At 74.2% G+C, this 23,477-nt stretch carries 30 protein-coding genes; 16 read left to right on the forward strand and 14 right to left on the reverse strand.

Features of this window, described 5'->3' with window-relative positions:
- The first annotated feature begins 31 nt into the window (after positions 1-31).
- From ECOMGDLI_RS28930 to ECOMGDLI_RS28945, 5 genes are all read left to right on the forward strand, one after another.
- A complete protein-coding gene (locus tag ECOMGDLI_RS28930) occupies positions 32-508 on the forward strand; it encodes a hypothetical protein (protein WP_088320306.1) in 477 nt (158 codons plus the stop codon).
- Positions 509-511: 3 nt separating this feature from the next.
- Entirely contained in the window at positions 512-850 is a 339-nt protein-coding gene (locus ECOMGDLI_RS35600; protein WP_198955281.1) for a hypothetical protein, read from the forward strand.
- 349 nt (positions 851-1,199) lie between these two features.
- Complete coding sequence (locus ECOMGDLI_RS28940) at positions 1,200-1,745, forward strand: hypothetical protein (protein WP_088320307.1); 546 nt, start codon at positions 1,200-1,202, stop codon at positions 1,743-1,745.
- 20 nt (positions 1,746-1,765) lie between these two features.
- Positions 1,766-1,933, forward strand: a complete 168-nt coding sequence (locus tag ECOMGDLI_RS34980; RefSeq protein ID WP_158221198.1) for a hypothetical protein — start codon at positions 1,766-1,768, stop codon at positions 1,931-1,933.
- Positions 1,934-2,159: 226 nt separating this feature from the next.
- Positions 2,160-2,417, forward strand: a complete 258-nt coding sequence (locus ECOMGDLI_RS28945; RefSeq protein ID WP_143448013.1) for a hypothetical protein — start codon at positions 2,160-2,162, stop codon at positions 2,415-2,417.
- Between the two features lie 24 nt (positions 2,418-2,441).
- On the opposite strand, the gene ECOMGDLI_RS28950 is transcribed toward ECOMGDLI_RS28945, so the two are convergent.
- The 12 genes from ECOMGDLI_RS28950 to ECOMGDLI_RS29000 all read right to left on the reverse strand — a co-directional run bounded on the left by ECOMGDLI_RS28950 (position 2,442) and on the right by ECOMGDLI_RS29000 (position 8,401).
- On the reverse strand, positions 2,442-2,819 hold the full coding sequence (locus tag ECOMGDLI_RS28950) for a hypothetical protein (RefSeq protein WP_088320309.1): 378 nt from the start codon (positions 2,817-2,819) through the stop codon (positions 2,442-2,444).
- Positions 2,816-2,995, reverse strand: a complete 180-nt coding sequence (locus ECOMGDLI_RS28955; protein WP_143448014.1) for a hypothetical protein — start codon at positions 2,993-2,995, stop codon at positions 2,816-2,818. Before ECOMGDLI_RS28955 ends, ECOMGDLI_RS28950 begins: the two co-directional genes overlap by 4 nt.
- A complete protein-coding gene (locus ECOMGDLI_RS28960) occupies positions 2,992-3,513 on the reverse strand; it encodes a hypothetical protein (RefSeq protein ID WP_369812805.1) in 522 nt (173 codons plus the stop codon). The genes ECOMGDLI_RS28955 and ECOMGDLI_RS28960 overlap by 4 nt, the downstream gene beginning before the upstream one ends.
- Positions 3,513-4,223, reverse strand: coding sequence for a hypothetical protein (locus tag ECOMGDLI_RS34985; RefSeq protein ID WP_088320312.1), 711 nt, complete (start codon positions 4,221-4,223; stop codon positions 3,513-3,515). The genes ECOMGDLI_RS28960 and ECOMGDLI_RS34985 overlap by 1 nt, the downstream gene beginning before the upstream one ends.
- Complete coding sequence (locus ECOMGDLI_RS28970) at positions 4,220-4,525, reverse strand: hypothetical protein (protein ID WP_143448015.1); 306 nt, start codon at positions 4,523-4,525, stop codon at positions 4,220-4,222. Before ECOMGDLI_RS28970 ends, ECOMGDLI_RS34985 begins: the two co-directional genes overlap by 4 nt.
- 85 nt (positions 4,526-4,610) lie before the next feature.
- Positions 4,611-4,772 (reverse strand): hypothetical protein, encoded by a 162-nt coding sequence (locus ECOMGDLI_RS34990; protein ID WP_158221199.1) that lies wholly within the window; start codon positions 4,770-4,772, stop codon positions 4,611-4,613.
- Between the two features lie 146 nt (positions 4,773-4,918).
- A complete protein-coding gene (locus ECOMGDLI_RS28980; RefSeq protein WP_143448016.1) occupies positions 4,919-6,703 on the reverse strand; it encodes a hypothetical protein in 1,785 nt (594 codons plus the stop codon).
- A gap of 355 nt (positions 6,704-7,058) precedes the next feature.
- Positions 7,059-7,292 (reverse strand): hypothetical protein, encoded by a 234-nt coding sequence (locus tag ECOMGDLI_RS28985; protein WP_088320316.1) that lies wholly within the window; start codon positions 7,290-7,292, stop codon positions 7,059-7,061.
- Positions 7,292-7,465: a hypothetical protein gene (locus ECOMGDLI_RS34995; RefSeq protein ID WP_158221201.1), complete on the reverse strand. Its 174-nt coding sequence runs from the start codon at positions 7,463-7,465 to the stop codon at positions 7,292-7,294. Before ECOMGDLI_RS34995 ends, ECOMGDLI_RS28985 begins: the two co-directional genes overlap by 1 nt.
- Complete coding sequence (locus ECOMGDLI_RS28990) at positions 7,462-7,740, reverse strand: hypothetical protein (protein WP_088320317.1); 279 nt, start codon at positions 7,738-7,740, stop codon at positions 7,462-7,464. The genes ECOMGDLI_RS34995 and ECOMGDLI_RS28990 overlap by 4 nt, the downstream gene beginning before the upstream one ends.
- Positions 7,737-8,045 carry a WhiB family transcriptional regulator gene (locus ECOMGDLI_RS28995; protein WP_088320351.1) on the reverse strand — a complete coding sequence of 103 codons (309 nt, stop codon included), beginning with the start codon at positions 8,043-8,045 and terminating at the stop codon, positions 7,737-7,739. The genes ECOMGDLI_RS28990 and ECOMGDLI_RS28995 overlap by 4 nt, the downstream gene beginning before the upstream one ends.
- Entirely contained in the window at positions 8,045-8,401 is a 357-nt protein-coding gene (locus ECOMGDLI_RS29000; protein ID WP_088320318.1) for a hypothetical protein, read from the reverse strand. Before ECOMGDLI_RS29000 ends, ECOMGDLI_RS28995 begins: the two co-directional genes overlap by 1 nt.
- Positions 8,402-8,578: 177 nt before the next feature.
- On the opposite strand from ECOMGDLI_RS29000, the gene ECOMGDLI_RS29005 reads away from it, so the two are divergent.
- Together ECOMGDLI_RS29005 and ECOMGDLI_RS34140 are read left to right on the forward strand one after the other, a co-directional pair.
- The gene (locus ECOMGDLI_RS29005; protein WP_198955282.1) at positions 8,579-8,836 is read left to right on the forward strand and encodes a hypothetical protein; all 258 of its coding nucleotides are present in this window, start codon (positions 8,579-8,581) and stop codon (positions 8,834-8,836) included.
- A 409-nt stretch (positions 8,837-9,245) separates the two neighbouring features.
- Complete coding sequence (locus ECOMGDLI_RS34140; RefSeq protein WP_143448017.1) at positions 9,246-9,518, forward strand: hypothetical protein; 273 nt, start codon at positions 9,246-9,248, stop codon at positions 9,516-9,518.
- Positions 9,519-9,608: 90 nt separating this feature from the next.
- Here the strand turns inward: ECOMGDLI_RS34140 and ECOMGDLI_RS29015 are convergent, their stop codons facing one another.
- Positions 9,609-10,280 (reverse strand): MBL fold metallo-hydrolase, encoded by a 672-nt coding sequence (locus tag ECOMGDLI_RS29015; protein ID WP_088320321.1) that lies wholly within the window; start codon positions 10,278-10,280, stop codon positions 9,609-9,611.
- Positions 10,281-10,346: 66 nt separating this feature from the next.
- Between ECOMGDLI_RS29015 and ECOMGDLI_RS29020 the strand changes: the two genes are divergently transcribed.
- The 3 genes from ECOMGDLI_RS29020 (at position 10,347) to ECOMGDLI_RS29030 (ending at position 12,889) form a co-directional block, all read left to right on the forward strand.
- On the forward strand, positions 10,347-10,889 hold the full coding sequence (locus ECOMGDLI_RS29020; protein WP_143448018.1) for a hypothetical protein: 543 nt from the start codon (positions 10,347-10,349) through the stop codon (positions 10,887-10,889).
- A gap of 141 nt (positions 10,890-11,030) precedes the next feature.
- Entirely contained in the window at positions 11,031-11,624 is a 594-nt protein-coding gene (locus ECOMGDLI_RS29025; protein ID WP_088320323.1) for a copper chaperone PCu(A)C, read from the forward strand.
- Positions 11,625-11,626: 2 nt separating this feature from the next.
- Entirely contained in the window at positions 11,627-12,889 is a 1,263-nt protein-coding gene (locus ECOMGDLI_RS29030) for a Dyp-type peroxidase (RefSeq protein WP_198955284.1), read from the forward strand.
- 24 nt (positions 12,890-12,913) lie between these two features.
- Here ECOMGDLI_RS29030 and ECOMGDLI_RS29035 read toward each other — a convergent pair whose 3' ends face one another.
- A complete protein-coding gene (locus ECOMGDLI_RS29035; protein WP_158221202.1) occupies positions 12,914-13,657 on the reverse strand; it encodes a maleylpyruvate isomerase family mycothiol-dependent enzyme in 744 nt (247 codons plus the stop codon).
- Between the two features lie 195 nt (positions 13,658-13,852).
- Here ECOMGDLI_RS29035 and uvrA point away from each other — a divergent pair, with 195 nt between their 5' ends.
- The 6 genes from uvrA (at position 13,853) to ECOMGDLI_RS29065 (ending at position 23,477) form a co-directional block, all read left to right on the forward strand.
- Positions 13,853-16,996, forward strand: a complete 3,144-nt coding sequence (uvrA, locus tag ECOMGDLI_RS29040; RefSeq protein WP_088320325.1) for an excinuclease ABC subunit UvrA — start codon at positions 13,853-13,855, stop codon at positions 16,994-16,996.
- Between the two features lie 255 nt (positions 16,997-17,251).
- On the forward strand, positions 17,252-18,748 hold the full coding sequence (locus tag ECOMGDLI_RS29045; RefSeq protein WP_088320326.1) for an APC family permease: 1,497 nt from the start codon (positions 17,252-17,254) through the stop codon (positions 18,746-18,748).
- Positions 18,745-20,145: a glutamine synthetase family protein gene (locus ECOMGDLI_RS29050; protein ID WP_088320327.1), complete on the forward strand. Its 1,401-nt coding sequence runs from the start codon at positions 18,745-18,747 to the stop codon at positions 20,143-20,145. The genes ECOMGDLI_RS29045 and ECOMGDLI_RS29050 overlap by 4 nt, the downstream gene beginning before the upstream one ends.
- Positions 20,133-21,059 carry a MurR/RpiR family transcriptional regulator gene (locus tag ECOMGDLI_RS29055; protein ID WP_088320328.1) on the forward strand — a complete coding sequence of 309 codons (927 nt, stop codon included), beginning with the start codon at positions 20,133-20,135 and terminating at the stop codon, positions 21,057-21,059. Before ECOMGDLI_RS29050 ends, ECOMGDLI_RS29055 begins: the two co-directional genes overlap by 13 nt.
- Positions 21,056-22,186 carry an amidohydrolase family protein gene (locus ECOMGDLI_RS29060; protein ID WP_088320329.1) on the forward strand — a complete coding sequence of 377 codons (1,131 nt, stop codon included), beginning with the start codon at positions 21,056-21,058 and terminating at the stop codon, positions 22,184-22,186. Before ECOMGDLI_RS29055 ends, ECOMGDLI_RS29060 begins: the two co-directional genes overlap by 4 nt.
- A 16-nt stretch (positions 22,187-22,202) precedes the next feature.
- Positions 22,203-23,477, forward strand: a complete 1,275-nt coding sequence (locus ECOMGDLI_RS29065) for a M20 family metallopeptidase (RefSeq protein ID WP_233153667.1) — start codon at positions 22,203-22,205, stop codon at positions 23,475-23,477.

Raw genomic sequence — 23,477 nt, forward strand, 5'->3', positions numbered from 1 at the left:
CCGACTTCCACACACCCCCAGGGAGCACCCGATGACCGCCTACCTCGCCCGCGTCCGCGCCGCGTTCGCTGCCGCCCTCACCCGCGACTGGTGGGCCGAGGTCGCCGAGGCCAGCATCCGCCAGGCCCAGCACATCGCCATCCCCTTCCTCCTCGTCGTCATCTCCACCGGCCGCGTCGACCTCGCCCTCGCCACCGGCCTGCTCCTGCAGCTCGCCGGCGGCGAGATCGTCGTCATCACCCGCCGGCTCGCCGCCCTCACCGTCCCCGACACCAGCGACCTCGTCACCCGCGTCATCGCCCGCGGCCTCGCCGCGTTCGCCGGCGCGATCGCCGGGTACGTGCTCACCGTGCCCATCGCCGGCGTCCTGTCGCTGGAGTGGCCGACGATCCTCGTGTCCGCCATCGGGTCCACCGTCCTCGCGCTCGTCCACGGCGGACTCGACCCCGCCGCCACCGACGTCATCGCAGGCGACGACGTCATCCTCGGCGAGCACCGGGACGGCTGACCCGTGCGGCGGTTCGTCCTCGTCCGCCACGCCGACGTCTCCGGTGTCTCCGGCGTGGGCACCGTCGCCGAGGGCATCGAGTTCTCCGACGGGCGCGTCGCCACCCGCTGGCTCGCACCCATCGGCCGACCCGCCCAGACCTGCATCTGGGACCGCATCGACGACGTCCTCGCCGTCCACGGCCACGCTGGTCTCACCGAGCTCCGCTGGGTCGACACGGCCACCGTCCACGCCGACCCCACCCCGACGCTCGCCTACGGCCAGCAGGCCGTCAGCGACCCCGGGACGCCCGTGTTCGACCGCATCCTCACCGGCCAGCCCGAACCTCCGCCCGCTGCCTGAACCCCGCCCACCCGGGGAAGCGCCCCGCCAGCCCACCTCACCGGGCCGGCGGGGCGCTCGCGGCGTTTGCGCCCGGACGGGTGAACGCCGCGCCAGGTCCGCACCCGCACCGTCGCAGGACGTCACCCTTGGAGGTGCAGGGACTGGCCCGATGCCAGCCCCAGCAACCGAGGAGGTCCCGGGCACATCCCCGGGCCGGGGGCCGGGACCTCCTCGGCCAGCACCGCGCAGCGCGTGAGTCAACCGCGCACCGTTCCGCGCACGGGTTTCGCTCAGAGCCGTTGTGCGTGAACGTGAATCGCGCCCGCAGCCTCCGATATCTGAGCGTTTCCGCGCGTAGGCTTTGAGGATGCAGAAGATCCCGACCCTGTTCGTCCGGGACCCCGACGACCGGGCGCACGTGCTCCCCGAGGTCAACCCGGAGTGCCAGTGGGTGCTCGACGGCGAGGGCGTCGCGACCCGGAAGTACGACGGCACCTGCGTGATGTTCGACGGCCGCGACTGGCTGGCCCGGCGCGAGGTGAAGGCCGGCAAGGCTGCGCCTCCTGGGTTCCGTCCGGTGCAGGTCGACGTCGTCACGGGCAAGGCTGTTGGCTGGGAGTGGATGGGCCAGTCGCCGTTCGCCAAGTTCTTCGACGAGGCGTGGCGCTCCGTAGGGTGCACGTGGAAGATCGGGACCTACGAGCTGTGCGGCCCCAAGGTGCAGGGCAACCCGGAGAACTACGACCGGCACACCCTGGTCGAGCACCGGACAGCGGACCGGTTCGACCTGCCCGACCGGTCGTTCGACGCGCTGCGCCGGTGGCTGCTCGCCAACGACTACGAGGGCCTGGTGTTCCACCACCCGGACGGCCGGATGGCGAAGATCAAGCGCCGCGACTTCGCAGGCGGATAACCAGCAGGTAAGGGGTTCAGATGAGCGAAGGACGCGGGCCCAAGCAAGCACGGCTGCTGGTCACACATCCCGACGGCCCCGACGTATCCGGTCCGCTGCTCGACGTCGAGCCGGTCGAGACGATCATCGCAGGCACCACGCCGGGATGCCGGTCGGACTGCACCTGTGGCGACTCCTGCCACTGGTGAGGCCGGTAACCGAGCGGTTACAGGCCTCGCGCGTAGGCTGGAACCGGTGTCCTCAGCGCCATACTGCGCCGGCTCTGCACCCGGGAACGACCTGGCCCCCGAGGCCAGCGGCCCCCGGCTCTGTACCCCGGGCAGGGACAGACGGCAGAGTGTGGAGAACCCCACGGCCCGCACCGTGGTTACGTAACTCGCTGAGGCCGCCACCGGGCACGGCATGATGCCGGGCGTGAGCCTGTTCATCCGCAACACCGTCCGCGCGGCCAGCATCGTCGGCAGCGTGACGACCCCGCCCGTGGCCGAGCGACCGCAGGTGGTCGCGTCCCTCGACCTCGGAGCAGCCGACCGGACCGACGCCCCCGGCCGGGCACTCGGCTGGACCCAGACGGCCGTCCTCGTCGAGGTCCGGATGAACGACGTCAACTACCAGGTGTGGCTCCCCGCCGGCGACGTCCGCCGCGCAGACGACGAAGCGCCCCCAGCCTGAGGCTGGGGGCGCTCGCTGCGTTCCTCACGCGGCGTCGTCGACCTGGCGGACCCAGAGCTGGCCGTCGGGCATGTCCGCGAAGAACACGGGCACCCAGACCCGCCAGTCCTTCCAGACCGGCACGACCACGACGAGCACGACGTCGACGAGCCACCAGTACGGCACGCGCGCGCCGAGAGCGACCGCGGCCGCCGTCCCGTACAGCAGCCACCGCAGGCCGGGGTCCGCACGCCACACGTCCACGAGCGTCGCCTGCCGGGTCTGCGCCTCCGTCGCCAGCGGGTGCGGGTGCCCAAGCGGCTCTTGCCGCGCCCACGGGCCACGCCGGCGCGGAGCGTCAACGAACCCGACGACCTCACCTGCCACCGTCGCGCGGTCCCGGACCGCCACCGTGCCGCTCACGCTGCCTCCTCCTCGAACACCGACCACGCCAGCACGCGCACCTCGGGAACGTCGTGCTCCGCGGCGAGCTGCGCCGCCACGTAGGCCACGTCGCCCTCGTCACGGATCGGGCGGGGCACCTCCAGCCGGTGCGTCAGCAGCGCACCGTCGACCGCGAAGAGCACCAGGTACGTCACGCCGACCACCCCGCCACAACCGTCGGCCCCGCGACGACCCCCGCGCTCGCCGCGACCACCCACACCCCGAGCGGCACCAGCGCCACCCCCGTCACCCGCTCGAGCAGGCCACCGCAGCGGAGCCCGACACCCAGGTGCGCCCACCAAGGCAGCACCGGCACGCCAGGCCCCCGGCCGGAGAACCCATCGGCCCGGCCGAACACCAGGTCCCCGAGCAGGTGCGACCACCAACCCGCCACCAGGGAGCACAGCAGCAGCCACACCCACCCGCCCCGCTCCGGGACGTCTCCGAGGACCAGGACGGCGCTCGCGGCGGCCGGCCACGCCCACCAGTGGGTGATGCCCCGGTGCTGCATCGGCCGGCCCCTGCCGAGGAGCTCGTCCGGTGTGACCCGGTCGGCGAGCCGCCACCCTCGGTACTGGTCGGCATCCGGGGACAGCCGGCCGGCCGCGGTCACCGTCGCCGAGCCGAACGCAGCCCCAGCGACGAACCCCAGCGCCCGGTGCGTCGAGCCCATCACGCGGCAGCCTCCTTCGCCTTGATGTGCTCGAGGGCCCGCTGCGCGGTCTTGTGCGCGTGCGGGCCGTGGTCCTCGAGCTGCTTGATGGTCGGGAGGGTGCCGTGCTCCTCACGCCACGCCCGCGCATCTGCGATCGCCCGCTCCCGGGCGCCCGGGTTCCGTCCCGGACGTGCCCGCACCTGCGTCACCAGCGCCAGCCCCCTCGGGCCCGCGCTCGCGGACGGCGCCACCGCTGCCGTGTCGGCGGCGGGCTGGGCGGGAGCGGCCGCCGGTGTGTCGATGCGCGGCTTGAGGGTGGCCCGGGTGGTCGTCGGGCGCTTCGCCTTCTGGTCGATGTTGTGGATCCGCCACGCGACGAGCAGCGGGACGACGCTGCAACTGGCGGCGAGCAGCGGCACCAGGTGCCCCTCGCCCGGTACCCCGGACGCCCAGGCGCGCGGCGACGCGTAGATGGCGTGCGAGACGAGCACCGACACCGACGACACCACCACCGCCGGCCCCATGTCCTTCCGAGACCGGACCGCGGCGAGCACGTAGGCGTCCAGCGCCACCGGCGCCAGCCACGCCACCCACGCCGGCCACCCGACCGCCAGGGCCAGCGACCACTCCGACTGCGCCACCAGGCCCATCGCCGCGAGCAGCGCGACCGGTGACAGCAGCCGCCCCGCCTGGTCCAGTCGCCCCGACGACACCTGCGACTCGCTCACCGCTTCTCCCTCCACGACGACCCTTCCTGGATCGCCAGCTCCTGCGCTCGCCGCCACACGTCAGCGGCCTCTCTCGTCCAGAACCGCGCCCGCCACGGGTCAGCGCGGTCGCCCTCGGCTCGGCGCTCGACGACCGCGACCCAGGGGCGCCACGTGCCGATCCACTGCCACCAGCGGGTCGGCACCGGCCGGATGCGCCGCACGTAGGACGTGTACTCCCCGGGCAGCACCTCCACCGGCCGCGGCACAGGCGTGGGCTGCGCCGGCGGGGCCGCGTCGCTGTCGCGCTCGGGAGCGGTCACAGCTGCGTCACCCAGCTCCCCGCCCACACCCCGACGAGCACCAGGCCCGCGAGAACCCACGGCCGCCACGACCTCGGAAGCGCGCTCACCGGACCACCCGGCACGGCAGGCCGTCCTGGTTGATGGGCCCCTGGTAGCCGCACTCCTCGCGGTACCAGAAGAGCCGCCGCTTGGCCTCGGTCATCCGCTTGTCGAGGCCCAGCAGCCGCGCGGTCCGGGAGAGCTTCGGCTGGTAGTCGGCGGGCATCGGCGGCAGCTCCGTCGCCGCCGGCGCCGTGTACGCGGCCAGCGGTGGGCGGCCACCGCCCCGCGCCCCGGGGAGCGGGCCCGCCGCCCGTGGGCCCCGGTCGTGTGTCGGGCACCGCTTCCCGCCCTCGGCCGTGGTCTGGCACATCAGCTGCCCACCTTCTGCTCAAGCGACCAGCGGCCGCCGTAGCGCTTGTCCTTCGTGAGCCCCCGCATCCGCGGGAGCAGCTCGTAGACGCGGCTCTCCGAGAGCCGCGTCGCCACCTGGATCTCCTTGGCCGTCATCGGCCCACGCGCATGGAGCACGCCGCGGATCCGCGCCTCCGGGTCCGGGTCCCGCAGGTAGCCCGGCTCCCCGGCCGCCGGGACGTCGTCCCGGACGACCGCCCGCTCACCGCTGTCCTGCGGGCTCGCGGTCGCCGCCCGCGGCCACGCCTCCACCGGCCCGGCCGCCGGCGCCACGAACCCACCGGCAGGCCGCTCCCAGGTCGGGACGTCCAGGTGCTGCCTGCGCAGCGCCTCCGCGTCCTGCTGGTACTTGAAGCGCACGGGAGTCGGTACCGGGTGCGTCGGGCTCTGGAGGAACGCCACCCCGGGCGTCGACACGCTGATGGACGGCAGCAGTGAGTGATCGTCGAACATCGCGGTCGACGTCTGGGCGCCGGCTCGGAACCCGATCCGCACATTGAACTGGTCCCGCAGGGCCGTGCCACCCCGGTCCGCGTTGCCGAAGGCTGCCTCGGCCGTGCCCGGCTGGGACACCCAGATCAGGCCCATGAGGAACTTCCGCCACTCGAACGCGGCCACCCGGATCCGGTCCATGAACGGGTCCGTGCGCACCGCCCGCGGACCACCGTCGATGACCGGCAGGTGCACCGGGTTCTCCCGGGACGGCGGGATGACGTCGACACCCATCTCACGACTGAGTCGCTTCAACAGCGGCTTGCGGGCCTCGTGCTCGGCCATCAACCCGTCGAGCAGCTCGACGGCGTCGGCGATCGTCGTGGCGTAGGAGGCCGCGTACTTCTCCCACCCGGCCAGGGTCGGCCCGTCCTCGAGGTCGATGATGTGCGGGACGACGACCCCGGCCGTGCACGCGTCGAGGAGGATGTCGTTGAGGCCATACGTCTTCCCCGACCCCGACTCACCAGCGATCCAGATGCGCCGCGCACCCCACCCCGGAGTCCACAGGTCGAGCAGCGCCGGCGAGAAGTCGGCCAGGACGACGGCCGGCTCGATGGTGCCCTTGGCCACGTCCAGCGTCGGCCGATCCCAGACCACCGTCTGGCCAACCCGCGCCTCGCGCTGCTCGCGCTCGCGGTCGGCCCACACTGCGGTGGTGATGCGGACCTCGGCCTCGCCCTTGTGGCTGGCCTCGGCCACGGCCACGCAGTCGCCGTAGGTCAGGTAGACCGCGGCGATGACCCCTATGGCCTTCCGGACGTGGTCGACGGTCTGGGCGGTCCGGCCGAGCCTGACCGTGAGCACGATCTCCCGGAGCAGGCCATCCTCGTGGACGAGCTGGACGAGGCGCCGCTGGCCACGTGGCCGGACCAGCCGTGACCCGGGCAGCACGGCCCGCTCGGTGACCTTCCCGGCAGAGTCCTTCACGTCATCGGCCAGGCGCAGCCAGAGGTCGGCCCACGCGTCGGCCATGGCCACCCGCCGCCACCTCGCGGCCGCGTAGATGGCCACGGCCAGCAGCGGCAGCACCGGCACGGCAGCGGCCATCCAGTGCAGGCCACGGACCAGCAGGCCAGCCCACCCGGCCACTGCGAGGCCACCGGCCACGGCCACCGTCCACGCTGGCCACACCGTGGCCACCAGGACGACCCGCTTGAGTACCCACCTGGTCAGGCCCATGGCCACCGGGTGCTTGGCCTTGGCCTTCATCGGCACGTACACCGCACCGGCCGGCGACCCCGCGCCCATGGCCATGGCCTTCCCCCGGGCACCCGTCGACCGGCCACCCCCGGCCCGCCTCGCCCCGCGGTCCGACCGCCAGGCCGCCCACAGACAGACCAGCAGCAGCAGACCCCCGAGGGCCGCGTCCCGGCTCACCACGCACCCACGTAGGCGCGCGCATACGTGGCCCGGCGGCGGGGGGCGTCCGCCGCCGGGCCACGCCCGGCCACCCGCCGCGCGGGGCGGTGCGCGCAGGCGACCAGCACCCGACGGGAACATCCCGCCGGACGGGTGAAACCGCAGGTCAGAGGTGGATTTCCGGCCCCGGAATTGATATCGCGCGCAGGCGCGCAGCACGCGCGCAGCACGCGCGGTTGTCTCCTCATCGCCCCTGTCTCCGTCCCGGAATTCCGCCCGCGTGCACGCCCGCGCTCGCGGGTGCGCTCAGCGCTGCGTCGAGCTCGCGCTTGAGCGCGGCCGCGACCGTTGCCATGAGCGTCTCGGCCGGGATCTCGGCGCCGGCGCGGCGCAGCGCACCGGCTGCCTTCCTGGCTCGCTCCCACTGCTCGCTCGCGGCACGCCACGACGGGCTCGTGCTCTCCTGCTGGCTCGGCATCAGACCTCGTCCGGCACCCGCCCGGCAGCGAGGCAACCCCGGCACCAGCTCTTGTCGGCCTGGGGCGCGACCGCGCCGAGGTCGTCGCCGCTGACCGTCACGCCGCACCCGTCGCACTGCACCTTCGGCGGCCCACCCATCACCAGCTGGGCGAGCATCTCCAGCACGCTCACGCCGCCACCTCCTTCGTCGACCTCGAGGTGCTGCGCGGCTGCGCGGCACCCTGCTGCTCACCGGCCGCCCACTGGGTGATGGACACCCGGTGACCGCTCGGGTCCGCCTCGAACTGCACACCGTCCGGGTGCTCGACCGTCGCGTGCCTCGCCTCCAGGCCGGGCTTCTGGACGGCCGGCTTCCGGCAGACGTCGCACCACGGGAAGCCCTCAGCGCGCCACGCCCCCGCGAACGCCGACGGACGGCGGCCGACCCGCGAGGACTGCGCGCTCACGCGGCCACCTCCTGGACGTCGCCAGCGGCCGCGGCCGGGCGCGGGACACGCGTCGGGAGCAGACGGCGGCGCTCGCGCTCCGACAGCCCACCCCAGACGCCGAACGCCTCACGGTTGGCGAGGGCGTAGGACAGGCACTCCGTGCGGACCTCGCAGCCCATGCACACGCGCTTCGCGGGCTGCGTCGACTCGCCCTTGTCCGGGTAGAAGATCTCGCCGTCCACCTCGCGGCACAGGGACCGGTTCTGCCACTCCAGTGCGGCGACCCGCGCCGGCTCGATGGTGTCCGGCACCAGGCGGCGCATCAGGACCACACCCACGCGGATGCGCCGGCCCAGGCGACGAGCCCGGCGAGCACCGTGGCGGCGATGAGGGCGCGCAGGCGCACCCGTTCGCCGAACGTCTCGGGGCCCAGCGCGCAAGGGGCAGGCCACAACGGGACGGGGGACGGACCGCGGACGGCGCTCGCGGCGCGTCCCTCCGCGGCGGCCTGGTCCTTGCTCTCCCAGACGCGCAGCAGGGCGTCGGTGGCGGCCGCGTTCGCGGCGTCGATGACGCTGGCGAGCTCGTCCTCGGTGAGGTCCGACAGGTCAGGACCGTCGACACCGAGGACGGCGGGTCGGCCGGGGGTTGTGCGTGCGGCTGGCAGGATGCTCGTCACGATCGGTGCCCTCCTTGAAAGGGTTCCGGTCCAGGCCCCGTGCCAGCGCTCCAACGCTGGCCGGGGCCGCTCTGTATGGTCTCGGGTGCGGTGCTAGTCACCCGACTAGATATGACGCTAGCCTAGTCATGTGACTAGAGCAAGGGCCACCTGATGCACGCCGCTATCGTTCGCCTCATGCATCACCTGGTCGGGTCAGCCGAGATCGCTGCGATGCTCGGCGTCTCTCGGCAGCGCGTCGTCCAGCTCGCCCGGACGCCGGGCTTCCCCGAGCCCGAGGCCGACCTCAAGACCGGGCGCATCTGGTCCCGCGAGAAGGTCGCCGCGTGGGCGACGGCCACGGGCCGGACCATCGTGGGGGATGCGGCCCCCGGGAGCCACACCGTGACTGTGCGCTCGGAGCCGCTCACGGTGCGGCAGGATGGCGGGTCCTGACCGTCATCCCAGGGGGACCTCATGCTCCGACTCATCGACAACCCGCCGGCGCTGCTCTTCCTGCTGCTCGTTCTGGCAGCCATCGCCTTCGTCGTCCGCCTCGTCGTCCGCGGCATGCGGCGGCGACGGGGGCCGGGACGAGCGGCTCGCGCGCATCGAGGCCAAGCTCGACGACCGCACCTGACCAGCTGAGAGGACCCCCGTGGCCCGTCTATCTGTGCCTGCCGACCTGGACGCCGAGCCCGACCCGCGCGTCCTCGACCCGCGAACCTGGCTGGCCCTCGGGCTGGACCCTGCCGCGGCCTCCGCCGCAGCCAGCCCGTCAACGTGGGAACGGGATCTGTGGGCGGGGCAGCACGTCGTCTTGACGACGGCCGAAGGGGACCTGCCTGGCAGCCTTCGGGCGCCCGTGCGACTGACCGACGACGGTGGGCTCTACCGCACCGAGGTCGCGATCTACCCGCCGTCAGTCCCCCTCGCTCAGCCCGGCCGCCAGCGAGAGTGGGCCAGCGTCATCAACGCCGTGCTGAGGGCCACCGACTACGCGCGCCTCACCCATGAGATGGGCCGCTGGCACATCGACCACGCGCACCATGCCGGCACCACGATCCAGGCGAACGACTTCCCGGTCCTCGAGCTGCGCTTTGCGGCGTTCCCCGGGATCGTCCGCCCGCAGGGCTAGCATCTCCACCAGCAGGGTCGCTCCATGGTCTGGACGCCCGAAGATGAGGCCCCCCGTCTGGCAGCGGGGGGCCTCAGTCGTTCTGGTGTGTCACCAACCGCGCGCTCGCCACTCCTCGAGGTGGGGCCGCTCGTCGCCGATGGTCGTGTCGTTGCCGTGCCCCGGGTACACCCAGGCGTCGTCGACGAGCTCGGCGAACAGCCGGTGCTCGAGGTCACCCATGAGCGACGCGAAGTCCTCCGGCTGTGTTGTCCGGCCTGGCCCCCCGGGGAAAAGGCTGTCGCCGGTGAAGACGTGCGTGCTGCCGTCGGCCGGGCGCAGCACGAGCGCCACCGAGCCGGGGGTGTGCCCGCGCAGGTGGACGACGCCCAGCGACAGCGCACCGAAGGTCACCGTGTCACCGTGGTCGAGGCGGTCGTCGGGCGCGACGGGGAGCGCGTCGGCGTCGTCCCGACCGGCCGCCGTCCGGGCACCGGTCGCCGCGACGACCGCGGCGAGCGCACGGTGGTGGTCCCAGTGTTGGTGGGTCGTCACGACGAGGCCGAGACCCCTGCCGCCGTCGGCGGCGCCCTCCTCGACGAGCGCGAGGAGCCGCGGGGCGTCGTCCGCGGCGTCGACGAGCAGCTGCTCGCCCGTCGCCCGGCACGTGAGCAGGTAGCAGTTGTTGTTCATCGCCGACACGCTCGCCTTGCGGACGACGACGTCGGGCAAGACCCGGACGTCGGTCGGGCCGCCGGGGGTGACCTCACCGGTGTACGTCATGGCACAAGGATGACGTCAACGTAAGGACCGGGTCATCCGGGGGTGGCTCCCGCTACCGTGATCGGTGTGCCGGGGCAGACGGGCGTGCAGGTGGGGCGGAGCGCCGCCTTCGGCGTGCTCGCGACCTGCCTGGGCCTGCTCGCCCACGCTGCTGCTGGCGGCGCCGTGCCCGGGCCGGGCGCGTTCGGGCTCGCGGCCCTGCTGAGCGCCACGGCCGGTGCCTGGCTCGCGGTCCGTGCGCCGTCGCTGCCCCGCGCCGCCGCCGGGCTCGCCGTCGTCCAGGTCCTCACCCACGTGCTCTTCATGAACCGTTCGATGGACGGTGCGATGGACGGCGCCCCGATGGGGCACGGCGACGGCGCGACGATGACCGCCGCGCACGCCGTCGCGGTGGCGCTGACGGCCTGGCTGCTCACCCGTGGCGAGCGTGCGGTGGAGGCGGTCCTCGCCCGGCTCCGGGTCGCTCTGCCGGGTGCTCCGGCGGCCTGCGTCCCGGCGCCGTCGCACCGACCGGCCCCCGACGCGCACCACCGCCCCGCCTACGGGCGGGTCGTCGTCCGTCACCTGCTGCGCCGGGGACCTCCCGGGAGCCTGCCCGCCGTCGCCTGACGGCCACCGCCGGACGCCGCCCGCCTGCCGGGCCGCCGTCCGTGGCACCTGCGCACCCGCCGTCGGCCGGTGCGCCCGCTCCCGTATCCCCGCGCGACCGGCCGGTCCGGCGCGCCCAGCGAAGAGGTCTCCTCAGTGCACATGTCCTTCCTCGGGCGGCCCGGCGCCGCCCGGTCCGCCGCCGGTACCGTCGTCCTGACGGCCGCAGCACTCGTCCTCGCCGCGTGCGGCTCCACCTCGTCGGGCACCGGTGCGGCGGCGTCGCCCTCCGCGTCCCCGACGGCCGCGACGACGACCGGCGCGGCGGCGGCCGAGCCCGTCACCGTCGCCGACACCTGGGTCAAGTCCGCCGACAGCGGCATGACCGCGATGTTCGGCATCATCAAGAACACCGGCAGCGCGGACGTCACCGTCGTGTCCGCGACGTCGGACGCCGCCGACATGCTCGAGCTCCACGAGGTCGTCATGGTCGACGGCGCGATGAAGATGCAGCCCAAGAAGGGCGGCTTCACCGTCCCCGCGGGCGGGACCCACGAGCTGAAGCCCGGCGGCGACCACGTGATGTTCATGGGGCTCAAGAACCCGGTCAAGGCCGGTGACCCGGTGACGGTCGTCCTCACCCTCTCGGACGGCTCCGAGGTCACCGTCAACTCGGTCGGCAAGGACTTCACCGGCGCCAACGAGAGCTACCAGCCGACGCCGAGCATGTCCGGCTCGATGTCGAGCGGGATGTAGCAGTGAGCGGACCGAGTCGCCGGCAGCTGCTGACCACCGCGGGGGTGGCTGCCGGCGGCGCGGCCGCGACGGGCCTCGGGCTCGTCGCGGTCCGCGCCGCACGCACGGACGGGGCCGCACCGGCCACCGCCACGACCCCGGCCGCCGGGGCCACCGACGGCACATCGGGCGGCACATCGGGCGGCACCGCGGCGGCGGACGCCGCCCGGGCGCTGCGTGTCGAGCCGTTCCACGGCCCGCACCAGAACGGCGTGGCCACGCCGGCCCCCGAGCACGCCACCTTCGTCGCGCTCGACCTGCGCCGGGACACCGGCCGCGCGGAGGTCGCGCGGCTCATGCGCCTGCTCTCGGACGACGCCGCGTACCTCACGCAGGGCCGCGCGGCGCTCGCCGACACCGAGCCGTGGCTCGCGGCCCGGCCCGCGGGGCTCACCGTGACGTTCGGCTGGGGGCCCCGGCTGTTCGACCTCGCGGGGCTCGCCGCGCAGCGCCCCGCCGCGCTCGCCGACCTGCCGGCGTTCCGCGGCGAGAAGCTCGAGGACCGCTGGTCGGGCGGGGACCTGCTGCTCCAGGTGTGCGCCGACGAGCCGACGACGGTGAGCCACGCCGTCCGGATGCTCACGAAGGACGCCCGCCGCTTCGCGACGGTCCGCTGGGTGCAGAACGGCTTCAAGACGCCGGCCTCGGCCGGGACGCCGCGGAACCTGCTCGGCCAGGTCGACGGCACGGTCAACCCGAAGGACGCCGAGCTCGACGCGGCGGTGTGGCACGAGGGGGCACCGGACTGGTTCGCCGGCGGCACCGTCCTCGTGCTGCGGCGGATCTCCCTGACGCTGGAGACCTGGGACGCCTTCGACCCCGCGGGCAAGGAGCTCGTCCTCGGCCGCCGGCTCGACACCGGCGCACCGTTGACAGGCACCGACGAGAGCGACCTCGCCGACCTCGACGCCGTCGACGAGCAGGGCTTCCCGGTCATCGACGACACGGCGCACATCCGGCTCGCGAAGGCCAGGACCCCGGCCGAGGTCATGCTGCGCCGGGGGTTCAACTTCGACGCCGGGCCGGGCGCGGACGGCAGCGCGGACGTCGGCCTGCTCTTCGCGGCGTACCAGCGGGACCCGCGGACGGCGTTCGTCCCCGTGCAGCGCCGGCTCGCCGCGACGGACGCGATGAACCGCTGGGTCAGCCACGTCGGGTCCGCGGTCTTCGCGCTGCCGCCGGGCTGCGCCGAGGGAGGTTTCGTCGGGGAGGGGCTGCTCGCCTGAGCCGCCCGCCGCGACGCGGTGACCTCAGGCGAACGCGGGCAGGTCGGGCAGCGGCCCGGACGACGTGAGTCCGGTGCCGCTGCCGCGGCCCGTGAGCCAGGCGGCGAGCGCCGCGGCGGTGCCGGACACCGCCGTGGCGGCCGGCGCCGCACCGATCTCCCAGGTCGTGCCCAGGTCGGTGGAGGTGACGACGAGCGGCGGCACGTCGGCCCGGCCGGCGAAGGTCGCGCACGTCTCGGCGAGCAGCCGGGCGACGAGGGCCGGTTCGGCACCGGCGAGGACGTCGACGGCGGAGCGCCGCCCGGCGTCCGCGGGCTGCAGGTCGGCCTGGTGCAGCACGACCTCGCGCCACCGGAAGAACCCGATCACCCCGGCGGGCTGGAACCAGCCGGCCGGGGAGGTGAACTCGACGTCGTACCGCTGCGGCGGCAGGGCGGCCCACGCACGGGTGAACCGCGCCGCGGAGTCGAGGAGCGCCGCCGTCTGCCGGTCCGCGGGCTCGCTCGCGGCCGCCTCGATGGCGGCGTCCCGCTCGGCGCGGCCCGGGTACATGCTCACGACCTCGCCACGGGCGGCCGCCCCGAGGACCCCGACGAAGGCCTCGGCGTTGAGCCTCACGTGCGCGAGGACGTGGCCCCGGGTCCACCCCGGCAGCGCCGACGGCGCGGCCAGGTCCGCGGAGGTGAGGGTCGCCGCCTCGGCGGCGAGGGCGAGGGTCTGCTCCGCGAGGGCGGCCCGGACCAGGTCGGGCGAAGGTGTGGTGTCCACCGCGCGACCGTATGCCCGGAACAGGGCGGCGCGCGACGGGGTTGACCGGTCGGGGCGACGGACGGCGTGCTGCGTGTCGGGCTGCGTGTCGGGCTGCGTGTCGGCTCCGCTGCGGACCAGGTGTCCGTGCTCTGACCTGGGACGACGTCCGAGGGGCCGGCGTTCGGCACGAGACTGTCGGACGGGGCACCTAGCATGGGCGACGCCCCTTCACGTCTTTCGGAAGTGGATCCCGTGATTGACCGTCTGATCGTCCGTGGCGCCCGTGAGCACAACCTCAAGGACGTCTCCATCGACCTGCCGCGCGACGCCCTCGTCGTGTTCACGGGTCTGTCCGGGTCCGGCAAGTCCTCCCTGGCGTTCGACACGATCTTCGCCGAGGGCCAGCGTCGGTACGTCGAGTCGCTCTCGGCGTACGCCCGGCAGTTCCTCGGCCAGATGGACAAGCCCGACGTCGACTTCATCGAGGGCCTGTCGCCCGCGGTGTCGATCGACCAGAAGTCGACGAACCGCAACCCGCGGTCGACGGTCGGCACGATCACCGAGGTCTACGACTACCTGCGCCTGCTCTGGGCCCGCGCGGGCCGCCCGCACTGCCCGACGTGCGGCGAGCCGATCCAGCGCCAGACCCCGCAGCAGATCGTCGACCAGCTCCTCGAGCTGCCGGAGGGCACCCGGTTCCAGGTGCTCGCGCCGGTCGTGCGTGAGCGCAAGGGCGAGTACGCCGACCTCTTCCGCGAGCTCCAGGGCAAGGGCTTCTCGCGGGCCCGCGTCGACGGCGAGACCGTGTCCCTCAGCGAGCCGCCGTCGCTGGAGAAGAAGCTCAAGCACACGATCGAGGTCGTCGTCGACCGGCTCACGGCGAAGGCGTCGGCGAAGCGGCGGCTCACCGACTCGGTCGAGACCGCCCTCGGGCTCGCGAACGGGATCCTCCTCGTCGACCTCGTCGACGAGCCGGAGGGGTCGCCCGCCCGCGAGCGCCGCTACAGCGAGAAGATGGCGTGCCCCAACGAGCACCCGCTCGCGACCGACGAGATCGAGCCGCGGACCTTCTCGTTCAACAACCCGTTCGGCGCGTGCCCGGAGTGCACCGGCATCGGCACGAAGCTCGAGGTGGACGCCGACCTGCTCGTCCCGGACGAGGACCTCACGCTCGCCGAGGGCGCCATCGCGCCGTGGGCGTCGGGCTCGAACGACTACTTCATCCGCCTCATGAAGGCGCTCGGCGAGGACCTCGGGTTCTCCATCGACGTGCCGTGGCGGGCGCTGCCGCAGCGCGCGAAGGAGGCGCTCCTGCGCGGGCAGGACTACAAGGTCCACGTGAAGTTCAAGAACCGGTACGGCCGGGAGAGGTCGTACACGACGGGCTTCGAGGGTGCCATCCCGTTCGTCCAGCGCCGGCACTCCGAGACCGACTCGGACTGGAGCCGGGAGCGCTACGAGGGCTACATGCGGGAGATCCCGTGCCCTGCGTGCAACGGTGCCCGGCTGCGTCCGGAGTCGCTCGCGGTGCTCGTCGGCGGGCGGTCGATCGCCGACGTCTGCAACCTGCCAATCCGGGACGCCGCGGAGTTCCTCGGCGCCCTCGAGCTGTCGGCGCGCGAGCGCCAGATCGCCGAGCGGGTGCTCAAGGAGATCCATGCCCGGCTCGGCTTCCTCCTCGACGTCGGCCTGGAATACCTCTCGCTCGACCGTGCCGCCGGCACGCTGTCCGGCGGCGAGGCGCAGCGGATCCGGCTCGCCACCCAGATCGGCTCCGGCCTCGTCGGCGTCCTCTACGTCCTCGACGAGCCGAGCATCGGCCTGCACCAGCGCGACAACCGGCGGCTCATCGACACCCTGACCCGGCTGCGGGACCTCGGCAACACCCTCATCGTCGTCGAGCACGACGAGGACACGATCCGGGCCGCCGACTGGGCCGTCGACATAGGCCCGGGCGCGGGGGAGCACGGCGGGCAGGTCGTCCACTCGGGCCCCGTCGCCGGGCTGCTGTCCCACCCCGACTCGCTCACCGGCCAGTACCTCTCCGGCCGCCGCGAGATCGCGATGCCGGCGATCCGCCGGCCGCGGGACCCGAAGCGCCAGGTCACCGTCGTCGGGGCCCGCGAGCACAACCTGCGCGGGATCGACGTGTCGTTCCCGCTGGGCTGCCTCGTCGCCGTGACCGGTGTCTCCGGCTCGGGCAAGTCGACGCTCGTCAACGACATCCTCTACACGGTGCTCGCCAACAAGCTCAACGGCGCCCGCCAGGTGCCCGGCCGGCACAAGACGGTGATCGGCCTGGACCACCTCGACAAGGTCGTCCACGTCGACCAGGGCCCGATCGGCCGGACGCCGCGCTCCAACCCGGCGACGTACACGGGCGTCTTCGACCACATGCGCCGGCTGTTCGCCGAGACGACGGAGGCGAAGGTCCGCGGTTACCTGCCGGGGCGGTTCTCCTTCAACGTCAAGGGCGGCCGCTGCGAGGCGTGCTCCGGCGACGGCACGATCAAGATCGAGATGAACTTCCTCCCGGACGTCTACGTGCCGTGCGAGGTCTGCCACGGCGCCCGGTACAACCGGGAGACGCTCGAGGTGCACTTCAAGGGCAAGACGATCAGCGACGTCCTCGACATGCCGATCGAGGAGGCCGCCGACTTCTTCGGCGCGGTCCCCGCGATCGCCCGGCACCTGCGCACCCTCGTGGACGTCGGGCTCGGTTACGTCCGCCTCGGGCAGCCCGCGCCGACCCTGTCCGGCGGCGAGGCGCAGCGGGTCAAGCTCGCGACCGAGCTGCAGAAGCGCTCCACCGGCCGCACGGTCTACGTGCTCGACGAGCCGACGACCGGGCTGCACTTCGAGGACATCCGCAAGCTCCTCGTCGTCCTCCAGGGTCTCGTGGAGAAGGGCAACACGGTGCTCGTCATCGAGCACAACCTCGACGTCATCAAGAGCGCGGACTGGATCGTCGACATGGGGCCCGAGGGCGGCTCCGGCGGCGGCACCGTCATCGCCGAGGGCACCCCCGAGCAGGTCGCGGCCGTGCCGGAGAGCCACACCGGCCGGTTCCTCGCCCCGATCCTGTCGGGTCGCGGCCACCTGCCGGTGGGCACGATCGACGTCCGCGACGCCGTGACGGCGCCGACCGTCCCGGCCGCCCGGGCGAGGAGCCGGGCGACGGCCGCGGTCCCCGCGTCCGGCACCCGGACGACGGCCCGCGCAGCGGCCAAGACGCCGGCGACGAAGCCGGCGGCCGCGACGGCCGCCCCGAAGGCGGCCGCCAAGAAGACCGCCGCCAAGAAGGCGGCCAAGGCCCCCGCCAAGCCCGCCAAGAAGGCGGGCACCCGGGCCCGCTGACGCGACGCACCCGCCCGCAGCACGCGCAGAAGGCCCCCGGCACGACCGCCGGGGGCCTTCCGCATGCCCGTGGGACTCGACGTAACAGCAATTTCATCTGCGCCTCTTGTGGCAGGTGCCGTAACGGAGCTTTCATGGCTGCACGGCAGAACGGCGCCGGTCGCAGTGCGGGTGGGTGGCCCGGGCCGGTCGTCGGGACGTCGTGTGGGGGGCCAACAGGTTCCGGTCCGGAGCCCGTCGCCCGAGGAGACAGCCATGGCCGGTGAGGGTCCGAAGCTCGCGCGCGAGCTCAACATCTGGGAAGCGATCGGCATCTCGGTGGCGCTCATGGCGCCGTCGATGGCCGCGAACATCAACCCGCAGGGCATGGTCGGCGTCGTCGGCGGCGCCATCCCGCTGACCTTCGCCCTCGCGACGGTGGGCGTCCTGCTCGTCGCGTACACATTCGTCCGCCTCACGCAGCGGTTCCACCACTCGGGCTCCGTCTACGGCTTCGTCGGGGCCACGATGGGGCCCCGCGCGGGCGTCGTCGCCGGCTGGGGCCTGCTCGGCACCTACACGTTCTACGGCGTCGTCACCGCGACGGCGTCCTCGCGGTTCATCCTGTCGTTCCTCGACAGCACCGGGATCTGGTCGAGCCCGCCGGACGGGCTCGTCCTCGCGCTCGTCGTCCTCGTCGTCGCCGGGGTCTTCTGGCTGACGATCTCGCCGATCCGGCTCGGCACCCGGTTCCTGCTCGTCGTCGAAGGCGCCACGGTGGCTCTCATCCTCGTCGTCGCGCTCGTCGTGCTCGTGAAGCTCGCCGGTGGGGGCGGGCCGGACGGCCAGGGCATCACGTTCTCGCCGTTCACCCTCGCCGAGGGCACCGGCGCCTCCGCGATCTTCCTCGGCATCGTCTTCGGCTTCCTCTCGTTCGCCGGGTTCGAGGCCGCAGCGACGCTCGGCGAGGAGACGAAGGAGCCGCGTCGCGACATCCCGCGCGCCATCCTCGGCACCGCCGTCTTCGGGGGCGTCTACTTCGTCTTCGTCACCTGGGTCGAGGTCATGGGCTTCGGCAACGACGAGAAGGGGCTCGCGGCGTTCGCGTCGTCCGGGTCGCTCTTCGGAGACCTCGGCACCCAGTTCGTCGGCGTCTGGCTCGGCGACCTCATCACGCTCGGCGCGGCGATCAGCGCCTTCGGCTGCGCGCTCGCGTGCTCGGTCGGCGCCTCGCGGCTGCTCTTCGCCCTGGCCCGGGACGGGATCGCCCCGCCCGCCCTGGCGACGGTGTCGGCGACGAAGCGGACGCCGGTCCTCGCCTCGGGCGCCGTCGCGGTCGCGGTCCTCGTGCTCGAGGTCGTGCTCTGGGTCATCTACCGGCCGACCGTCGCGGTGGACGCCGAGGGCTACCAGGCCGGCTCGCTGTCGGTCTTCATCGCCTCCGGGGTCATCGGGACCCTCATCCTGCTCGTGGCGTACGTGCTCGCCACGGTCGGCGTCGTCCGGCTGCTCTTCTTCGGACGCACCCGCCAGGTCGCGACGTGGGAGGCGGCGATCCCGGTGCTCGCCATCGCGCTGCTCTTCTACACGCTGTACAAGAACGTCTACCCGTTCCCGACGGGCAAGGCCGCGGTGCCGGCGATCCTGTCCGTGCTGTGGCTCGCGCTCGGCGTCGCGTACGTCGTCGTGGCGCCCGGTGCAGCCCGCCGGGCGGGTGAGAAGCTCACCGCGGACGAGGGCCTGGCGCCCGCAGAGACCAGGGAGATCGTGTGACGACGTACGCAGACCCCGTCCCCGGCGGCCGCGCCGGGGACGGGGACCGCGCCCAGGCCCTCGCGGAGGACCTCGCCGCCAACGGCGTCCACGGTGTCGTCCTGTCGTGGGTCGACACGTGCGGGGTGAACCGGGTCAAGACCGTCCCGGTGGCCCGGCTCGCGTCGGCGGCCCGGTGGGGCGTCGGCATGTCGCCGGTCTTCGACCTGTTCCTCGCCGACGACTCGATCGTCACCGGTGACCTGCAGGGCGGCCCGGACGGCGACCTGCGGCTCGTCCCGGACCTCGACCACGTCGTCCCGCTCGCCGGGCAACCCGGGTGGGCCTGGGCGCCGGTGGACCGGATGCGGCAGGACGGCACGATGCACCCGGGCTGCTCCCGGACGATCCTGCGCCGGCTCGTCGGCGCCGCACGGGAGCAGGGCATCGAGCTCAAGGCGAGCATCGAGATCGAGTTCGCGCTCGGCCGCGGCGACGTGCCCTACCCGGCGTTCGAGCCGGCCTGCGTCGGGTCGTCGTACGGCATGACCCGGCTCGTCGAGCAGACCGACTTCTGCGCCGACGCCCTCGAAGCCCTTGCGGCAGAGGGCGTCGACGTCGACCAGATCCACCCCGAGTACGCCGCGGGCCAGTACGAGGTCTCCGTCGGCGCGCTCGACCCGGTCGGCGCCGCGGACCGCTCGGTGCTCGTCCGGCAGACCCTGCGGGCCGTCGCCCAGCGGCACGGCCTGCGGATCTCGTTCTCGCCGTCCGTGCTCGAGGCGGGCGTCGGCAACGGCGGTCACCTGCACCTGTCGGCCTGGCGGGACGGCGCGAACCTGCACTCGACCGGTGACGGCCGGTACGCGATGACCGCCGAGGGCGAGGCGTTCGCGGCGGGCGTGCTCGACGCGCTGCCCGCGCTGGCGGCGGTGACCACGCCCAGCCCGGCGAGCTACCTGCGGCTGCAGCCCTCGCACTGGGCGGGCGTCTACGCCTGCTGGGGGCACGAGACCCGGGAGTCGGCGCTGCGGATCGTCACCGGCATGGTCGGCAACACCGGCCGGGCGGCGAACATCGAGGTCAAGTGCGCCGACCTCGCGGCGAACCCGTACCTGCTCGTCGGCGGCGCCGTGGCCGCCGGGCTGGACGGCGTCGCCCGCGGGCTCACGCTGCCCGACGAGATCTCCGGCGACCCGGCCGGGCTCGACCCGGTGCAGGCGGAGAAGGCCGGCGTCCGCCGGCTGCCGACGTCCCTGGCGGAGGCCGTCGAGGCGTTCGCGGCGAGCCCGCTGCCGGCCGCGGCCTTCGGTGACCTCGTCGTGGACGCTGTGCTCGCCGTGCGTCGCGGGGAGGCGGCACGGGTCGCGGGCCTCGACGCGGCGGCCGTCGCCGAGGCCTACCGGTGGGTGTACTGACCCCCGACCCGCGGGGGTCGGTCGCCGAACGGCTCCGCCGCACGTCGCCCACGTTCGCGCCCGCCGAGCGCCGCGTCGCCCGGGCGCTGCTCGCCGAGTACCCGCTCACCGGGCTCGAGCCGCTCGCCGTCGTCGCCGACCGGGCCGGTGCGAGCGCGCCGACGGTGCTGCGCGTCGTCGGCAAGCTGGGGTTCTCCGGGTACCCGGACTTCCAGCGGGCGCTGCGCGCCGAGCTCGCGGCGCGCTGGTCGACGCCGCTCGACGTCATGCCGCGCGAGCCGGCCACCGGCCTCGTCGACACCGTGCGCGAGGCGATCCGGACGTCGGTCGCCGCGGACCTCGACCGGCTCGCCGGCGAACCGGACCCGGGCGCCGCGGCGGCCCTGCTCGCCGACGCCCGGCACGCCGTGTGGACGGTCGGCGGCCGGTTCAGCAGCGTCCTCGCCGACTACCTCGCGCTGCACCTGCAGGTGCTGCGCCGCAGCGTCCACCGGGTCCCCGGCGACCCTGGCGGGCGGCACACGGCCCTGCTCGACGTGGCCCGCCGCGACGTCGTCGTCGCGTTCGACTACCGGCGCTACCAGCACGACACCGTCGAGTTCGGCACCCGCGCGGTCGCCCAGGGCGCCCGCCTCGTGCTCTTCACCGACCACCTCATGTCGCCGCTCGCCGCCGACGCGGACGTCGTCCTCGCGACGACGATCGAGACCGGGTCGCCGTTCGCGGTGATGTCGCCCGCGATGGCCGCCGTCGAGACGGTGCTCGTGAGCGTCGTCGACCGGCTCGGCGGCGCGCCGCGCGAGCGGATGGAGCGGTACGACGCACTATCGACGGAGGTCCGGTCCGGCCGGGCCGACCCGCCGGACGCACCGCCCGACGCCCCAGCCCCGACGCCACCCCGGAGGACCTCATGACGGACGTCGCCAGCACCGTCCCGCTCGTCGACCACCACTGCCACGGCGTCGTGACGGCCGAGCTCGACCGCCCCGGGCTGGAGGCGATCATCAGCGAGGGCGGTGCCCCGCCCGCCGGGGAGACGAACTTCGACACCCCGGTCGGGCTCGCGATCCGGCGGCACTGCGCGCCCCTGCTCGACCTCGAGCCGCACGCGCCCGTCGAGGAGTACCTGGCCCGGCGGTTCGAGCTCGGTACCGCGGAGGTGAACCGGCGCTTCCTCGCGCCGACGGGCACGAGCCGGTACCTCGTCGACACCGGGCACCGCCCCGACGGCCTCACGACGCCCGAGGAGATGGCCGCGCTCACCGGCACGCCGACGTCCGTCATCGTCCGGCTCGAGTCCGTCGCCGAGGCGGTCGCCGCGGAGGGGGTCGAGCCCGGGGAGTTCGCCCAGCGCTTCGCCGACCGGCTCGCGGCGGCGGCCGCGGCCCCGGGCGTCGTCGGCGTGAAGTCGGTCGCGGCGTACCGGACCGGGCTGCGGCTCGACCCGCGCCGGCCCTCGCCGTCCGAGGCGACGGGTGCGGCCGCACGCTGGCTCGCGGCCGGCCCGGGGGAGTCCGGCTGGCGGCTCGCCGACCCGGTGCTCCAGCGGGTGACGCTCTGGGCCGCGGTCGACCTCGGCCTGCCGATCCAGTTCCACATCGGGTTCGGCGACAGCGACATCCGGATGACCGAGGTCGACCCGACGCTGCTCACCGACTGGCTCCACCAGCACCGCGTGCCCGTCATGCTCCTGCACTGCTGGCCGCTGCACCGCGAGGCGTCCTACCTCGCGTGCATCTACCCGCACGTGCACCTCGACGTCGGCTCGGTGCTGCACTACGTCGGGCCGCGCCGCAGCATCGAGGTGCTCGCCGAGGCCGCCGAGGTCACGCCGTTCACCCGGCTGCTCTACTCCTCCGACGCCTACGGCGCCCCCGAGCTCTACCTGCTCGGCGCGCTGACGTTCCGGGTCGGGCTCGCCGCGATGCTCGCCGACCGGGTCGGCAGCGGGGAGTGGTCCGCGCCGGACGCCGAGCGCTTCGCGCACCTCGTCGCGCACGGCAACGCCGAGCGCGTCTACGGCCTCCCGGCCGCACCGTGACCGGGCAGGCGCAGCCGTGACCGGCCGGCACGCCGGCGCGCGGGCCGGCCTCGAGGCGCTGCGGCGGCGGTGGGTCGAGGCGCTCGACGCCGAGCTGCCGGCGGCGGTCGCGCTGCGGCACCGGATCCACGCAGCCCCCGAGGTGTCCGGCCACGAGACGGCGACGACGGCCGCCGTCGTCGCCGCGATCGGTGCGGGCGCCGGGACGGCGTCCGCGACGACCGGGCGGGTGCTGCGGATCGGGCCGGGCGGGCCGGCGGTCGCCGTCCGCGCCGAGCTCGACGCGCTGCCCCTCGTCGAGGCGACGGGGGCGACGTACGCCGCGACGAACGGTGCGATGCACGCGTGCGGCCACGACGTGCACCTCGCCGCCGTCACCGCGCTGGCCCGGGCCGCCCTCGCGACCGAAGCGGCCGGCCACCTGCTGCCCGCCGGGCTCCTCGTCGTCCTGCAGCCCCGCGAGGAGGTCGGCCCGACTGGCGCCGCCGACGTCCTCGCCGAGGGCGTCCTGGCCGCGCACGACGTCCGGTGCGTCGTCGGCGGGCACGTCCAGCCGCAGGTCACGGCCGGGCACGTCTCGTGCGACCCGGGCCCGGTCAACGCGGCCGTCGACGAGATCGAGGTCGTCGTCACGGGCCGGGGCGGCCACGGCGCCTACCCGCACCTCGCCGTGGACCCGGTCCCGGCGCTGTGCCGGATCGTCCTGTCGATGCAGGACGCCCTCCGGTCCGCCGTCGACCCGCTCCAGCCGGCCGTGGTCTCGATGACGCAGCTGTCCGGCTCGGGCGCGCCGAACGTCGTCCCCGACGAGGCCCGCGCTGCCGGCACCGTCCGGACGATGCGGCCCGGCGACGCCGTCGCGCTGCACGCCCGGATCGAGGCGCTCGTCACGGGCATCGCGCAGGCGCACGGCTGCACGGGCACCTACCTGGTGCGCCGCGGCGAGCCGGCGCTCGACAACGACCCCGCGACCGCGGCCTGCGCCGCGGACTGGCTCGCGGCGTCCGGGCTGCCGACCGCACCCTTCGCGTCGTGCGGCTCGGACGACTTCGCGACGTACGGCACCCGGCTGCCGATCCTCATGATGTTCGTCGGCACCGGTGACGGCCCGGGCTCGCCGATGCTCCACGACGCGGCCTTCCTGCCCCCGGACGGCACCGTGCGCGAGGTGGCGCTCGCGCTCATGGCCGGCTGGCTCGCCGCCGTCGAGGTGCACCTCGGCCCCGGGGCGGCCGGCGCCGACGGTGCGGGCCACCGGGCCGGTACCGGAAAGGTCGGTGCCGACGCCTAG

The sequence above is a fragment of the Kineosporia sp. R_H_3 genome, from assembly GCF_002198675.1.
Taxonomy (GTDB): Bacteria; Actinomycetota; Actinomycetes; order Actinomycetales; family Kineosporiaceae; genus R-H-3.